Genomic DNA, 14652 nt, shown 5'->3' with positions numbered 1-14652 from the left:
ATGGAAAAGCCCAATACGCCAGCCAAGCCACAGACACCCGAAGCGCACAATATTCCGCCCGCGGAGTTCGAACGCCTGTTGCAGCTTAAAGTGCTGGAGAACAGTGAGTTGCTTCCCAGCAAAAAACCTTCCGAGTCTGAGGACGACGACTGGCTGATTACCTATGCCGATGCCGTCACCATTCTGCTGGCGTTTTTTGTGCTGATCTTTTCGGTTTCGGAAATTCGCCAAACCCAATTCGAAGTCCTGAGCCAATCGCTCGGTTCCACCCTGCTCAAAAAGGAAGAGGTACGCAATCCGCTAAGTGACTTGCAAAGCTCTCTGGCGGATGTGCTCGATTCGCATAGCATCAACCCGATTCAGGCCATTACCCTGAGCGACAACAGCTTGGAAATCGACCTGCCGGGCGAACTGCTCTTTCAAACCGCCTCAACCGATCTGGGACAGGATTCCAGTCGCCTGATCCGTGAACTGGCCGCGAAAATCGATGCCTTCCCGTTCAAGAACTACACCATTGAAATCGAAGGGCATACCGACGACGTGCCGATCAGCAATCCGCGTTTTCCGTCCAACTGGCAACTCTCATCAGGGCGCGCCATAGCGGTACTGCAGCTGTTTTTCGAGTCAGGCATCAGCAAGGACCGACTGAAAGCCATCGGTTATGCCGATACACGCCCCAAATTGCCCAACCGCAATGAGGCTGGCGAACCGATCGAAAACAACCGCGCGCAAAACCGCCGGGTGGAAATCATCGTCTCGCGCATGATGCGTTAAAGCCCCGCCTTAGGCTTAAGGCAGATACAGGTAATAGAGCCCCGGCTCCAGATTAAGCGCATGATTCAGAATCGGCGCCTCCAGCAAATTCATCGACGGCGTTTGTGGAGCAACCGATACATTCGGCGAATAGAGCGAAGCATTGGGGTTTTTCTGGTAACGGTAAGTTACCACATTGCATTTGCTCTCTCCGCCCAATTCGCATGCCGCTTGAGTCGCAGACGACAAATAGCCCAATGAATCCACCAGGCCTGCCTGTTTTGCGGCTTCTCCGGTATATATGCGCGCACTCTTCACCTCGTTCATCTGTTGATCGGTCAATTTACGGTTTTTCTGGACAACGCCGTAGAAGCGCTGTGCCATCTCTTCGACCAGGTTTTGGAATAAGGTTTTGTCGCGTTCGCTCGCGGCACGGAAAGGCGAACCCATATCCTTGCTTTCGCCGGTTTTATAGATATTGACGCCAACCCCGATTTTTTCCATGGTGCCGGAAATGTCGGGCGTCATCGAAATCACCCCCACCGACCCGGTCACACTGGTGGAGTGCGCCTGAATGTGATCCGCCGCCATAGCGATGTAATACCCCCCGGAGGCGGCGACGTCCATCATCTGCACATAGAGTTTCTTGCCAGTGCGTTCTTTGAAGGCCAGCAGTTCATGGTAAAGAATGTCGCTCGCGGTCACGCCGCCGCCGGGCGTGTTGATTTTGAGCAGCACGGTTTTGATGCGTTCGTCGTCTTCGGCTTTTTTCAGCTGCATCAACACCGAATCCAACAAGCTCGGCGCTTTGCCGAGCAAGCCTTTATCCGGCTGATCGCTGATGGTGCCTTTGACTTCAACCAACAACACTTTTGCTTGCGCACCGTCGGTTTCCGCCACCACCTGTTCTTTGAAGGGCTTGTCGTAAGATGGCCCGAGTTTGATGGTGGCGCAGCCGCTCAAGCCCAAAAAACCGGTAACTAAAATGAACAGGCCTGTCCATTTTGCCCAAGATCTCATTGCATTACATTTTGCCATGTTGCTTTCTCCAGCTCCCTAATTAGGCCTTAACCTCATTCTGCATGATTTCGTCGGCCAAATAGGCGCGAATGTTATCAGAAGTGGTTTCGGCAATATGGTTTAGCGCCTCTTCGGTGAAATACGCCTGGTGACCGGTGATCAATACATTATGAAAAGTCAAAAGGCGTTCGAAGAGGTCGTCCTGAATGATCTCGCAGGAGTGGTCCTCAAAAAACAGTGCACCTTCCTTTTCATAGACATCCAATCCCAGGTAACCGATCTGTTTCGATTTGAGGCCGTTCACCAAGGCTTCGGTATCCATTAAGGCGCCGCGTCCGGTATTGATAAGCATGACCCCGCGTTTCATCTTGGCGATGGTGTCGGCATTGATGACATGGTCGGTTTCGGGCGTCAGCGGACAGTGCAAGGAGATAATGTCCGACTGCTCCCAAATCTCATCCAGCTGGACTTGTTCAATGCCCAGCTGTTTGCATACGCTGCACTCATACGGATCGTACACCAGCACGCGGCAGCCAAACGCCTTGAGCATCTTGCCCACCAGACGGCCGATTTTTCCGGCCCCGATGATGCCGACGGTTTTGCCGTACATATCAAACCCCAACATGCCGTTGAGCGAAAAATTGCCTTCGCGAACCCGGTTGTAAGCCCGATAGAGCTTGCGGTTCAATGCCAGCATCAACCCGATGGTGTGTTCGGCCACCGCATAGGGGGAGTAGGCCGGCACGCGCGCCACCCGAATACCCAACTGCTGAGCCGCCTGCAAATCGACATGATTGAACCCGGCGCAGCGCAATGCCAGCATCTTGGTGCCGCCAGCCGCCAACTGCTGCAAAACCGGCTCATCCAGACGGTCATTGACGAACACACTGACCACTTCGGCACCGTGCGCACCGGGCACGGTATTCAAATCCAGAGCGGCTTCGAAATAGACCACCTGCCACTGCGGATCAAGCGTTCGGCAGAGCGCCTGCTTATCATAAAGTTTGCTGCTGTAGACCACGACTTTCATGTTATTTCCCCACTGAAACTTTGATTACCTTTGCTATTCCGAAGGTGCCTTGAATCACCTTACCAAAAACAGGCAGGCCTGTTCATTTTAAAATCCTTTGCCTCAAGCTAAAACGTAAAAAAGCACGGTGCAGTCAGACCACACCGTGCTTTTTTTTCATAACAGGCTTATTGAAAATCTCCTAAAGAATCAGAGACCACGTGCCCGGATATATTCCTGCTCGGAGACATGAGTCCACTTGGAAACCTGCTCGCGGAAGGCTTTTTGCGACGCCCAAACGCGCTTGGACAAATCGTCTTTCTGAGCTTCCTCTTCGACCACCTCTTCCGACAAGACTTTCAACTGCTTCAAAACCTCATCCGGGAAAGATTTCAACTGCACGTCATGTTTAGTGATCAAAGTGTGCAGCGCCTGCTGGTTGCGGGCGGTGTATTCGGCGAGCATCTCCAGATTGGCGACCTTGATGGCATTGCGCACAATGCTCTGCAAGTCGGCCGGCAACTCATTGAAGGCCGCCTCATTAATCATACACTCCATGGTGGTACCCGGCTCGTGCCAACCCGGCGTGTAATAGAACTTGGCGACCTTATAGAAACCAAACGCCAAATCGTTATAAGGCCCCACCCATTCGGTGGCGTCCAGCGCGCCCGACTGCATCGACGGAAACAATTCACCGCCCGGCAAAGTCACCGGCACGCCGCCGGCACGCTTCAGAACTTCCCCGCCCAGTCCGGGAATACGCATTTTGAGGCCTTTCAGGTCTTCGACCGAATTGATCTCTTTATTGAACCAACCACCCATCTGCGTGCCGGAATTACCGGCCGGATTGGGAATCAGGCCAAACGGCTTGTAAGCCTCTTCCCATAATTCCATCCCGCCGCCATAGTACAACCAGGCATTCATCTCATTGGCGGTCAGGCCAAACGGCACCGAAGAGAAAAACGCTGCTGACGGAATCTTGCCTTTCCAGTAATAGGCACCGGCATGACCCAATTGCGCATTGCCGCGAGAGACCGCATCAAACACCTCAAACGCGCCCACCAGCTCACCGGCTCCAAACACCTTGACCTTGATGCGCCCGCCGGACATCTCGTTGATCAGTTTGGCGACATTATTGGCGCCCGTTCCCAAGCCCGGAAAGTTCTTGGGCCAGGTGGTGACCATTTTCCACTCATAGGTTTTCTGAGGCTCGGAACTGGCGGCCGGGGCTTGTTCATCCTTTTGTCCGCAAGCGCTCAGGGTCGTGGCTGCGGTGGCACCGGCAATGGCACCCAGCAGCTCTCTGCGTCTCATAATGTCTTTCATGAAGTCTCTCTTTTCTGATGTAATTCGTTATCTTTTGTGATGATTGTGAATCATTTTATGCAAAAGCGTTTCAGGAATGAAATTTTTTTAAAAGGCGCCATAAACGTATTTTCCGCATCGCCTCCGAAAAAGTTTTGCAGACACAAAAAAGCCCGGCTAAAGTTCCGGGCTTATCAAATTAATGTCTGTTTACTCGGCACGCGGATTAAACGGCATCTGTTGAGCCATCTGCTCATAAAGCGCCTTTTGCTCATCGGTTTCCGCCGGCGGGGTGTGAATTTGAATCACCACATACTGGTTACCCGGCTCACGACCCAGTCCACGATCCTTGATGCGCAACTTGGTACCGGACTGGGTGCCCGGCGCAATCGCCATCTTGATATTGCCCTTTAAGGTCGGAATCTCAATTTTGGCGCCCAAGGCGGCTTCCCAGGGGGTAATCGGCACATCCACATAAATGTCCTTGCCATCGACCTTGAAACGCGGGTCTTTCTGCAAGTTGATGTCGATGATGACATCGCCGTTTGGTCCGCCGTTAAAACCGCTGAAACCTTTGCCTTTGACACGGATTTTCTGCCCCTGGGTGACACCCGCCGGAATGCGCACCTTAATGGGCTTGGTGTCATAAGAGTGGCTGGCCGAACGCGAATCGCCAATCTGTACGTTAATGGTTTTCTCGACACCGCTGATCGCTTCTTGCAGACTGACCATCACCGCGATGTTCTGATCTTCGCCTTTTTGGGGACGCGCCTGACGTTGACCGCCAAAGCCGCCGTGGCCGCCGGCTCCGCCGAAGCCCTCAAACCCTTGTGCTCCGCCCCCACCGAACATGGATCCGAAAATATCACCAAAGTCGGGACCTTGATCGCCATAGCCCCCAAAACCGGAGGTGTGCCTTTGAGCGTAATCCGAGCCAAACTGATCGTACATGGCGCGTTTTTCCGGATCGCTCAGGGTTTCATAGGCCTCGCTCAACTCCTTGAACTTGGCCTCGTCACCAGTCGGCTTGTCAGGGTGGTATTTAGCCGCCATTTTGCGGTAGGCTTTCTTAATGTCCGCCTCGCTTGCGTCGCGGCCCACGCCTAAAACAGCATAATAATCTTTGCTCATAGAACCCTTTCTCTTAAAACTCAACGAATGCCAATAACATAGGGATGAATGTTGTCTTTTTCAAGTCTTCTGCACAGGTTTAGGGCATTTTATTTTAGGGAGCGCATTTTGCCATTTAATGGGGTCTTAACTGGGCATGGAGACAAAAAAGGCTTTAAACCCGCACTATGTCGAATTTAAAGCCTTGGTTTTAACGAAAAGCCGCTTTTGAAAACAAGCAGGCCTGGTTAAAAAGACGCCTAGAAGTTCAGGCGCGCCGTCAGTTTGAAGTTGCGTCCCGGATTCAACGTATACCCCTTATAGGTATTCAAGAAGTCCACATAATCGGTGTCGAACAGGTTCTCCACCGCCGCACCCAACTGCACGGTTTGACGATCCAGCTTCACGTCCGCCACATATCCCAGATTCCACACCGCATAAGCGTCGGTGGAAGCGGTTCCGACCGGCATATTGTCAAATTGCGAGAAGGGTTCATAGGAACCGGCGGCGTCTTTTTCCGCCACCAGTTTCACCCCAAGCGAAACTTTCTGGTTACGCCAGTTACCCATATCCGCTGGATGATAATGGCCGTTCAATGTCAGGTTATTGGCCGGAATCAACGGCAGTTCCTGATCGTTGGACACATCCTGACCGTCAATGATCTCCAAAGCCAGATCACCGGACCAACGCGCATTGAATCGCTGTGCATAGCTCAACTCAAGACCGCGGATGACTGCATCGGTCTGTTGCGCCTGCATTTCCGGCAAGGTGCCGTCTACCTGAGTGTCGAACTGTGTGGCTAAATCGTCCTCGTCGAGCGCATCATCGCCTTCAATGGCCGCTTCGCTGTAACGGTATTTGCCCGTATTCGCCAGATAGATGTAATCACTGACGCTGTTTTGATAGACCGTCGCCACCATGTGCGCCTTATCGGTCTGCCAACGCAAAGAAAGGTCGGTATTTAACGAAACCTCTTCATTCAGGTCGGGGTTCCCGATTTGGAACGCTTGCACACCGCCATGTTCGCCACCGGCATACAGCTCAAAAATGCTCGGCGCACGGAAACCGCGTGCCAGATTGGCCGCCAGACTCCACTCGTCGTTCAATCGATAGGTGGCGCCCAAAGAGCCACTGAAGACACTGAAATCACGCTCGTTATTGCTTTCATCAAAGAAACCGAGGTGTTCAAAATGCTCGTTGTCGTCGTTAATCGGCGCTTCCACCGTATGGGTATCGTAACGCGCCCCAAACTGTACCAGCCAACGGTCATAATCCGCTTCTTCAAACAGGTAAATCGCACGTTTGCTGACATCCGCCGACGGCGTCAGGTGGCCGGAACGCAAGGTCTGCTGCTTTTCAGACATTTCCACACCGATCTCACCTTCAAAATCGCCAAATTTCGGATGTTCCAAAGCCAGTTTGACATCATCACGGTGTACCACCAGATCCAGATAATGGTCGGTGCCTTCGTCTTCACTCATGGTTTCATACGGCAAGTCGTGCGTCGCTTCACGCGTATTGCGCGTATGCGTCCAACTCGGTTTCAGCACCCAATCGCCGTCCAGGAAAAATTCGGCACTCAACTGGGTTTCGTCATTTTGCAGTTTTTGACCGGCGGCGACCGCTTCAAATTGGCCGTCTTCCTTTTCGATTCCCAGGTAATTCTGCTTGGAAATCCACTGGGTATGGCGCAGTTCGACCTGACCCCAATCGTCCTGGTAACCCAAACCGATATTCGCCGAGCGATTCTCAAAGTTGGTAAACGGCACTTCACCGACAAAAACCGGAAGGTCGGTGATTGGTGGGCTTGCGGCCTGTTTCGAATCGACATCCGGTACGCGGAAATTATCCGCCTCACGTACGGAGATACCGGCCGTAACACCAAACTTTTCGGAGCCTGCCCCCACCTTCGCTCCCACTTGGGTTTCACGGTTATTGGTGTTGTATTCCCCGGCCAATTCACCGTGGGTTTCGCGACCATAAGGGATATCAGACTGGATGACATTGACCACGCCGCCCATTGCTTCGGAACCGTACAACACGCTTTGCGGACCGCGGATGACTTCAATGCGCTCGGCCAGATAGGGGTCTACATTGGGAAGGTGACGGGTACCATAGGCCTGATAATCGGTGGTTTGCCCATTAGACAAGACCTTGACACGATTACCGGTCATACCGCGAATCACCGGCTTGCCGGATTGGGTTCCCGCCGACATGTTGTTGACGCCGGGAATGCCATCCAGCATCTCACCCAAAGAACCGCTGTCTTTCTGCATTTTTTGCTGTCCGGACAGGCTGTCGATTTGTGACGGCACATCAAAGGCTTCGTGTTCATGAATCGGCGAGGCCGAGACTGTTACCGGTGCCAACATGTTTTGCGGGGAAGTGTTGGTGGCCGCTGTATTGTCTGCATTTGCAGTTAAGAGTCCGCTGGCCGTCCACACGGCCAAAGTTAAGGTTTTGAGTTTCATGTTTTTTCCTGATGACCATGACCCACCGCCGACACTACGATAAGCGCCGGAGGAGGTAACATTCATTAATAATTAAACTGTTTTGAATGGTTTTAACCCGAATGTTTCATGAGTTTATGAAATATTCGGATTGGCAGTCAGGCCTGAGGCGGTGCGCGCCCCATAAAGGCAGGCATAAAATCGATGGAAACCGTCGAGAAGCACATTGCGGGTTGCAACACACTTTGCCAGCGGGCAGGCAAAGTCGCCACTTCGTCAAGCGCACCGCTGCTTGGTTGCGCCATGTGCTCATAGATGTCACACTCGGCGGTATGCTGATGAAACGGATGAATTTCAGCATGCAACAAGCCCGCCGTTTGTGAAAACACAAACAGTGTCATCAGGCTGAAAACCAGCCAATGCAAGGAGGGCTTAAGAAGTGCGCGTCGCTTTTGAATCATAGGCTTCCATTATAAGGAAAGCCGCGTAACAATCCAGCCGAAAAGCATTATCATTTTAGGCAGGCCTGTCGATTTTCAATTTTTCATAAAATTCACATTTTTAGCCGATATAATCATAAAGCGACCAATAGCTGATATACGCAAAACATGGTTAACTGAGCAAATACATTTACCCGTTGACGAACCCAAAAAGCGAGCAATCCGATGGCCCTATCTCCTTTTGCCGGCAAAAAAGCCCCTTACCAACTTCTGGAAAACATCCCCTTATTGATGGCGGATTACTACAATCTTAAACCGGATGCCAACCTGGCCGATCAGGCGGTGAGTTTCGGCACATCGGGGCACCGTGGTTGCTCCAGCAAAACCACCTTCAACGAAGACCACATTGCCGCCATCTGCCAGGCCATTGTCGAATATCGAGGCCTGCATAACATCATCGGCCCGCTATTCATCGGCATGGACACCCACGCTTTGTCCGAAGCGGCGCACGCCACCGCCATTGAAGTGTTCGCCGCCAACAAGGTCAAAGTCATTATCCAGTCCAACGGTCGCTATACGCCGACTCCGGTCATTTCCAATGCCATTCTGAGCTATAACGAAGGGCGTCAAGGGGGATTGGCCGACGGTGTCATCATCACGCCGTCGCATAATCCGCCCCAAGATGGCGGCTTCAAATACAATCCGCCGACCGGCGGTCCGGCCGACACCGAGGCGACCCAGTGGATTCAGGATCGCGCCAACCACATCATCCGCGACGGTTTGAAAGAAGTGCGTCGCATGGCTCTGAACGACGCGATGGTTTGCGAACAGGTCATCCCCACCGACCTGATCACGCCCTATGTGCAGAATCTCGATAAAGTCATCAACATGCAGGCGATCAAAGACGCCGGACTGAAACTGGCAATTGATCCGATGGGCGGTGCCGCCGTGGATTACTGGCAACCGATCGCAGACTATTACGGACTGGATCTTGAGATCGTCAATCCACAGGTAGATGCCACCTTCTCCTTCATGCACGTCGATAAGGACGGCAAAATCCGCATGGACTGCTCATCACCCTACGCTATGGCCGGTTTGATTGATTTGAAAGACAATTACGACCTGGCTTTCGGGAATGACCCGGATGTGGATCGTCACGGCATTGTCACCAAATCGGTCGGACTGATGAACCCGAACCACTATTTGGCGGTAGCGATCCAATATCTGTTTAGCCACCGTCCGGACTGGCCGAAAAACGCCGCCGTGGGTAAAACCCTGGTGTCGAGTTCGATGATCGACCGTGTCGCCAATGCACTGGATCTTAATTTGTGCGAAGTTCCGGTGGGCTTCAAATGGTTTGTGGACGGTCTGCAAAACGGCACCTTTGGATTCGGCGGCGAAGAGTCCGCCGGTGCCTCCTTTCTGCGTTTTGACGGCGGCCCCTGGAGCACCGATAAGGACGGCATCATCCTAAATCTGCTGGCGGCCGAAATCACCGCTGTCACCGGCAAGGACCCTGGAGAGCTATATAGCGAACTCACCCAAAAGTTCGGCAACCCGATATACAGCCGCATCGACGCCCCCGCCAACCGTGAGGAGAAGGCTGTCTTGAGCAACCTCTCAGCCGAGATGGTCAAAGCGGACACCCTGGCGGGTGAAGCCATTACCGCCAAACTAACCCACGCGCCGGGCAACGGCGCGGCCATTGGCGGCCTGAAGATTACCACTGAAAATGGCTGGTTTGCGGCACGTCCTTCCGGTACCGAAGACATCTACAAAATCTATGCGGAAAGCTTTAAAGGGCAAGCCCATCTGGACGCCATTCTGGAAGAAGCCAAAGCCATTGTGGCCGATGCGCTGAACTAACTCATCGTTCGACAAAGGATTATAATGCCACATTCACACCCCACGGAAAACCGCAAACAAACCGTCTCGCTGATTCTGGGAAGCGGCGGCGCTCGAGGACTGGCGCACATCGGCATCATCCGCTGGCTGGAAGAGCAGGGTTACGAAATCCGTTTTGTTTCTGGCAGTTCCATGGGCGCCCTAATTGGGGGTGTCTATGCCGCCGGCAAACTGGATGAATTTGAGACCTGGTTCAAAAAACTCAGCAATACGGACATTCTTGGATTGGCCGACATCGCTTGGGACCGCAGCGGCTTAATCAAAGGCGACAAACTCTTCGATGCCCTCAAAGAATTGATTGGAGACCCGGACATAGAGGAGCTTGCGATCCCATTTACCGCGGTGGCAACGGACATCGAAGATGAAAAAGAGGTGTGGCTGCAAACCGGCTCATTATTGAAAGCGATTCGCGCCTCCATTTCGTTGCCGATGATTTTTACGCCATACCACTGGCATGACATGACGTTGATTGACGGTGGCGTGCTCAACCCCATGCCAATTGCCCCCACCTTCAACCATAACAATGACCTGACGATTGCAGTTAACCTTGGCGGCAAACCGGTTTTCGACGGCCCGAGCAAAGCCGAAAGCGAGGCCGAAATCGATGAGGATTCCTGGCTCAACGACATCACAGGCCTGTTCAATTCACTCAAAGAACACTTTTTATCCAACTCTAAGGAAAAAGCTCTGGAAAAAACATTCAACCTGGATGTGTATGAAGTCAGCAACAAGGCGTTTGACAGCATGCAAAACACCATCGCCCGCCAGAAGTTGGCGGCTTACCCGCCGGATATCACTATTGAGATCCCCAGAAATGCCTGCGGCATGATGGAATTCACCAAAGTCAACGAGATGATTCAACTCGGATACCGGATGGCGGCGGACACCCTCCCAAAAGAAACCCGCAGATAAAAACACGCTAAGCCCCTAAAAAAGACTCCGGTAGAGCAGACTGCATTCACCGGAGTCAAACTGGGATGTGAAAACGGGCATTCCGTTTTCATGCCAAGCATAAAACAGACAGCCGAGATTCAGCTAATTAAAAATTTATGACTAAAAGATAGCCAAATCTTATCAAGCTTAATCGTTCACGCTTAATGAGAGCCAAAAACCGACTTGCCCCGGTTATCCACAGCTTGTTCTTTGCTTGTTGTTTGCCGGTTATTTCGCCCGCCGAATCCATTGCCTTTAATTGGCCTGCACTAAAAAAGCCTTTCGTTATCGAAGTCATTCGACTTTTTCAGGTTCGGACAGTAGCGGCTCGATCTTTTGCAAATGACTGGCCTGATCCCACTCGGTTCCGCCAAACAATGCAAATCGAATCTTGCCTTGCTTGTCGATCAGGTAGGTGCTGGGGTAAGCAAAGACCTGCCAGGTCTTGACCGCCGATCCACCTGGGTCCTGCAGCACCGGAAAGTTCACAGGATGCTCGTCCAGAAAAGCCTGTATGGCAGGCTGCTCTTCGGCCAGATTGACCGCCAGTATTTCAAACGGACGATTTTGCAAATGGCTTTTCAAACGCGCCATGGACGGCATCTCATGCACACATGGCGGACACCAACTGGCCCAGAAATTCAACAGTACCACCTTGCCTTGAAAGTCGCTCAAGGAAACCGGCAAACCATCCAGACTCAGCAATTCCAACGGCAACTCTTGCTCGCCCTGATACGCTTGCAGTTCCGTGGTGCGGCTGACTTCGAGTTTGTTTGGCGCTTGTTTTTTTATTTTACCCATGACTCTGTTTTCTGGCAGATACGTCAGCTGCATCTGCATCATACGTCGCAGCTTATCGGCCAATTGTTGACTCACGGCTTTTTCATAAGCCAAGGCGTCGTCACGAAAATAAAAACGATCCCGCACCTTGGGCTCAAGATTCACAAATACATCACTGCCGCTGTGACGCAACTGAGTGGCCAACTCCTTGAGCCGCCAACGCCATGGCGACAACTCAGCCTGCAGAATGCCAACCGGTAAATTCACACTGGAGACCTGTGTCCAATATTGCGCTGCTTCACCCGGCTTAGGAGTCTCAAGATAGAGGTTGGGATTAATCAGAATCAACCCTAAATGATGCAACGGCGCATTTTGCTGTCCAGAATGAACCAGGCCACGCACCGCCAATTGTGCTGCCTTGTTGGGTGCAATGATCCAGACTGGCAAGGCCTGGTTGGAATATTCAGGATTCCGTGCCGCCTGAATGGTGGCCGCAATCCACTCTTCCGGAACCTTATCCACCGCGCTTGGCGTCGGGGCCAGAAAAAGCGCCTCATAATAATTCACAAACCAGCTTTCGATGCCGTTTTTCGCCAACTGATCCGCCAAATCCCGCTCCTTCTGCAAAACACCATATTCAGAGGGTAACCACAGCAGGCGTGCTCTAGGCGATCCACTCGTCTCTACCACTTGAATCGTCACGCTGGCCTCATCAAATTCCAGAACCCGTTCAGAGGCGAATGCTCCAGGAACCAGACTGAACCAAAACGCCAGACAGGCGGCCACCCCAAACCATTTACTTGCCACATTCACCGCCATCATGCCCCCTCAATGAAACGTTACTAGACCTGCTGAAATCCTATTGTATGTCAAAAAAACATCACCGTAATGTCATCTGACAGTCAAATCTACTTTACATAATCCACTGTGACACAAAATAACCCGACCAACCACAAGGCACCTCAAACACGATGCTGAACCTAGAAAAAGCCCTGATTGAAAAATTCCCCGACCTTCCCAATAAGAAGGGAGGGAAACTGATTATCAAGCTCATCAAAGCGCTGACCCATGAAGATGAGATTAACCAATATATGCAAAGCCATCAACATTTACGCGGCTTTGCGTTTCTCGATCAGGTTCTCAACCACTTCAATTTCGGCTACCGGGTCAGTGCCCGCAGCCTAAACCGGATTCCCTCCGAAGGGCGTGTCATATTGGTCGCCAACCATCCAATCGGCTCTCTGGATGGGTTGGCCTTGCTGAAGATGGTGCGCAGTGTGCGTCCGGACGTGCGCATTGTCGCCAGCGACCTGCTGAACCATATCGACCCGTTACAGTCTCTGTTTCTGGGCGTGGACAACATCAACAGCAAACCGTCTCACAAAACCCAGTTCAAGGCGATTTTACAAGCCCTCAATAACGATGAGGCGGTGATCATCTTCCCGGCCGGAGAGGTTTCGCGTATCCGCCCGAATGGCGTGCGTGACGGCAAATGGAAAGCCGGTTTCATCAAGTTGGCGGAAAAATCCAATTCGCTGATTGTGCCGATTTATGTAGACGCACGCAACTCAGCCCTGTTTTACAGCCTTTCCGCTTTGTACAAACCACTTGGCACCTTGATGTTGGTTCAGGAAATGTTCAACAAAGACCATCAGGAGATCCAGTTTCACATCGGCAAAGCCATTCCGTGGAAATCGGTTGCCAAACTCGACTTGCCGGCCAAGGCGCTCGCCAACCGTTTTCGCAAACATCTCTACAAGCTCGACAAAGAAAGCAAAGCCGCTAAAAAAGGCAAAAAACCTCTTTTTGAGACGGTCGAAACCGTGGCCCACCCAGTGGATAGAAAAGCACTGAAAAAGGCGTTAAAGCATTCACAACTCCTGGGGCAGACTCAGGACGGCAAAAAGATCTACCTCTACGACTATGAAGCGGATTCGCCGGTGATGCATGAAATCGGACGACTGCGCGAACTCACCTTCCGTTCGGTCGAAGAAGGCACCGGCACGCCGATGGACCTCGACAAATACGACAGCCAATACCGCCATTTGGTGCTTTGGGACGACGAAGACCTTGAGATTGTGGGGGCTTATCGCATCGGCGAATGCAAACAGTTGGTAGAAAAACATGGGGTCGAAAGCCTGTACACCAGTACCCTGTTTGACCTGAAGCCGGAAATCGAAACGTATCTGCCGAATGCGATTGAGTTGGGACGCAGTTTTGTGCAACCGCGCTATTGGGGCAAACGTAGCCTGGATTATCTATGGTACGGCATCGGCGCTTATGTGGCGCAACACCCCCACATCCAATACCTGTTCGGACCGGTTTCACTAAGCGACGCCTATCCGCAAAACGCCAAAGAATTGATTATCGGCTTTTATCAGCAACAGTTCGGTTCCAAGCAAGACCTGGCGGTCGGAAAACGCCCGGTGAAAATCCGCAAAGAAAACCGCCAGATTGCCGAAAGCGTGTTTGCAGACGACTATAAAACCAGCTTCAAAAAACTCAATGCGTTGCTTGATCTGGAAGGCGTCAAAGTACCGACCCTATTCAAACAATACGCCGAATTGTGCGAAGACAAGGGCTGCCGATTCATCGATTTCAGTGTCGACCCCGAATTTGGCGACTGCATCGACAGCCTGATTCTGGTAGAACTCGACAAAATCAAACCCAAGAAAAAGCAGCGTTACCTGACCCCTATCGGAGCCTGAAAACGCTCTGGGATTGAATAAAACTCCGTTCAAAACCAACAGGCCTGTCCATTTTCAATACCGACAGGCCTGCTCATTTGTAAATTTTATAACAGCCCTCAATAAAATCTTAATTTTTATGACCTTATTGCCTGTAAGGCATGGCATTCATCCTCCGTTCGGGCTATAGTATTGCACTGATACAAAAGCTAGAAAACAGCTTACAGCCTTTGTACAAAACCCTAAAATTATCAGTGGAA

The 14652-nt window shown here is 51.9% G+C and carries 11 protein-coding genes; 4 read left to right on the top strand and 7 right to left on the bottom strand.

Annotated elements, in window-relative coordinates; translation table 11 throughout:
* Positions 1-774, top strand: a complete 774-nt coding sequence (locus B076_RS11700; protein WP_051347089.1) for an OmpA/MotB family protein — start codon at positions 1-3, stop codon at positions 772-774.
* Between the two features lie 15 nt (positions 775-789).
* Here the strand turns inward: B076_RS11700 and sppA are convergent, their stop codons facing one another.
* From sppA to B076_RS0101160, 6 genes are all read right to left on the bottom strand, one after another.
* The gene (gene sppA / locus B076_RS0101185; RefSeq protein WP_084205669.1) at positions 790-1791 is read right to left on the bottom strand and encodes a signal peptide peptidase SppA; all 1002 of its coding nucleotides are present in this window, start codon (positions 1789-1791) and stop codon (positions 790-792) included.
* Between the two features lie 22 nt (positions 1792-1813).
* Positions 1814-2803, bottom strand: coding sequence for a 2-hydroxyacid dehydrogenase (locus B076_RS0101180; protein ID WP_028485699.1), 990 nt, complete (start codon positions 2801-2803; stop codon positions 1814-1816).
* A gap of 189 nt (positions 2804-2992) precedes the next feature.
* A complete protein-coding gene (locus B076_RS0101175) occupies positions 2993-4096 on the bottom strand; it encodes a TRAP transporter substrate-binding protein (RefSeq protein WP_084205776.1) in 1104 nt (367 codons plus the stop codon).
* Positions 4097-4297: 201 nt separating this feature from the next.
* A complete protein-coding gene (locus tag B076_RS0101170) occupies positions 4298-5218 on the bottom strand; it encodes a DnaJ C-terminal domain-containing protein (RefSeq protein ID WP_028485697.1) in 921 nt (306 codons plus the stop codon).
* 239 nt (positions 5219-5457) lie between these two features.
* Positions 5458-7668: a TonB-dependent receptor gene (locus tag B076_RS0101165; RefSeq protein WP_028485696.1), complete on the bottom strand. Its 2211-nt coding sequence runs from the start codon at positions 7666-7668 to the stop codon at positions 5458-5460.
* 137 nt (positions 7669-7805) lie between these two features.
* Entirely contained in the window at positions 7806-8108 is a 303-nt protein-coding gene (locus B076_RS0101160) for a hypothetical protein (protein WP_028485695.1), read from the bottom strand.
* Positions 8109-8312: 204 nt separating this feature from the next.
* On the opposite strand from B076_RS0101160, the gene pgm reads away from it, so the two are divergent.
* Positions 8313-9953 (top strand): phosphoglucomutase (alpha-D-glucose-1,6-bisphosphate-dependent), encoded by a 1641-nt coding sequence (pgm, locus tag B076_RS0101155; RefSeq protein WP_028485694.1) that lies wholly within the window; start codon positions 8313-8315, stop codon positions 9951-9953.
* 24 nt (positions 9954-9977) lie between these two features.
* A complete protein-coding gene (locus tag B076_RS0101150) occupies positions 9978-10904 on the top strand; it encodes a patatin-like phospholipase family protein (protein ID WP_028485693.1) in 927 nt (308 codons plus the stop codon).
* 315 nt (positions 10905-11219) lie between these two features.
* On the opposite strand, the gene B076_RS11695 is transcribed toward B076_RS0101150, so the two are convergent.
* Complete coding sequence (locus tag B076_RS11695; RefSeq protein ID WP_157753486.1) at positions 11220-12512, bottom strand: TlpA disulfide reductase family protein; 1293 nt, start codon at positions 12510-12512, stop codon at positions 11220-11222.
* Positions 12513-12676: 164 nt separating this feature from the next.
* On the opposite strand from B076_RS11695, the gene B076_RS0101135 reads away from it, so the two are divergent.
* The gene (locus B076_RS0101135) at positions 12677-14413 is read left to right on the top strand and encodes a GNAT family N-acyltransferase (protein ID WP_028485691.1); all 1737 of its coding nucleotides are present in this window, start codon (positions 12677-12679) and stop codon (positions 14411-14413) included.
* Positions 14414-14652 lie beyond the last annotated feature (239 nt).

This window comes from Thiomicrorhabdus chilensis DSM 12352 (genome assembly GCF_000483485.1).
GTDB classification, from domain to species: Bacteria; Pseudomonadota; Gammaproteobacteria; order Thiomicrospirales; family Thiomicrospiraceae; genus Thiomicrorhabdus; species Thiomicrorhabdus chilensis.
The sequence above is the reverse complement of the archived record's forward strand: the minus strand, read 5'-3'. Positions and strand labels throughout refer to the sequence as shown.

Excerpts from the sequence above, each read along its gene's own strand:
- B076_RS11700 (WP_051347089.1), top strand. The coding sequence starts at position 1 with ATGGAAAAGCCCAATACGCCAGCCAAGCCACAGACACCCGAAGCGCAC.
- sppA (WP_084205669.1), bottom strand. The coding sequence starts at position 1,791 with ATGGCAAAATGTAATGCAATGAGATCTTGGGCAAAATGGACAGGCCTG.
- B076_RS0101180 (WP_028485699.1), bottom strand. The coding sequence starts at position 2,803 with ATGAAAGTCGTGGTCTACAGCAGCAAACTTTATGATAAGCAGGCGCTC.
- B076_RS0101175 (WP_084205776.1), bottom strand. The coding sequence starts at position 4,096 with ATGAGACGCAGAGAGCTGCTGGGTGCCATTGCCGGTGCCACCGCAGCC.
- B076_RS0101170 (WP_028485697.1), bottom strand. The coding sequence starts at position 5,218 with ATGAGCAAAGATTATTATGCTGTTTTAGGCGTGGGCCGCGACGCAAGC.
- B076_RS0101165 (WP_028485696.1), bottom strand. The coding sequence starts at position 7,668 with ATGAAACTCAAAACCTTAACTTTGGCCGTGTGGACGGCCAGCGGACTC.
- B076_RS0101160 (WP_028485695.1), bottom strand. The coding sequence starts at position 8,108 with ATGATTCAAAAGCGACGCGCACTTCTTAAGCCCTCCTTGCATTGGCTG.
- pgm (WP_028485694.1), top strand. The coding sequence starts at position 8,313 with ATGGCCCTATCTCCTTTTGCCGGCAAAAAAGCCCCTTACCAACTTCTG.
- B076_RS0101150 (WP_028485693.1), top strand. The coding sequence starts at position 9,978 with ATGCCACATTCACACCCCACGGAAAACCGCAAACAAACCGTCTCGCTG.
- B076_RS0101135 (WP_028485691.1), top strand. The coding sequence starts at position 12,677 with ATGCTGAACCTAGAAAAAGCCCTGATTGAAAAATTCCCCGACCTTCCC.